Genomic DNA, 262 nt, shown 5'->3' with positions numbered 1-262 from the left:
ATGCTTGTGTCTCTCACAATTGTTCCTGCCATACTAGGGATTCTTGGTGATAAAGTAAGCCCTTCAAGAAAGAATAAATGGTTCTCTAAATTACAATCTCAACAAAAAGAAGAAGCCACAGCTTGGGGAAGGTTTATCAAGAAGTATCCAGGTAAGATCATCCTAGGTGTCATTGTATTGACTGGTCTACTCAGTTGGCCAGCACTTCATATGGAGTTGGGTCTTCCTGATAACGGCATGAAGGGGAAGGAAACAACTGAAC

General features: G+C 41.6%; 1 protein-coding gene. It reads left to right on the top strand.

All coding sequences use genetic code 11. The features are described from left to right. Positions 1 to 262: hypothetical protein (locus tag AAEY94_RS20740; RefSeq protein ID WP_350979931.1), on the top strand; the 262-nt coding region annotated here is incomplete at both ends.

The sequence above is a fragment of the Shewanella sp. AC34-MNA-CIBAN-0136 genome (assembly GCF_040309945.1).
Classification (GTDB): Bacteria; Pseudomonadota; Gammaproteobacteria; order Enterobacterales; family Shewanellaceae; genus Shewanella.
This window is presented reverse-complemented; position numbering and strand designations above follow the sequence as displayed.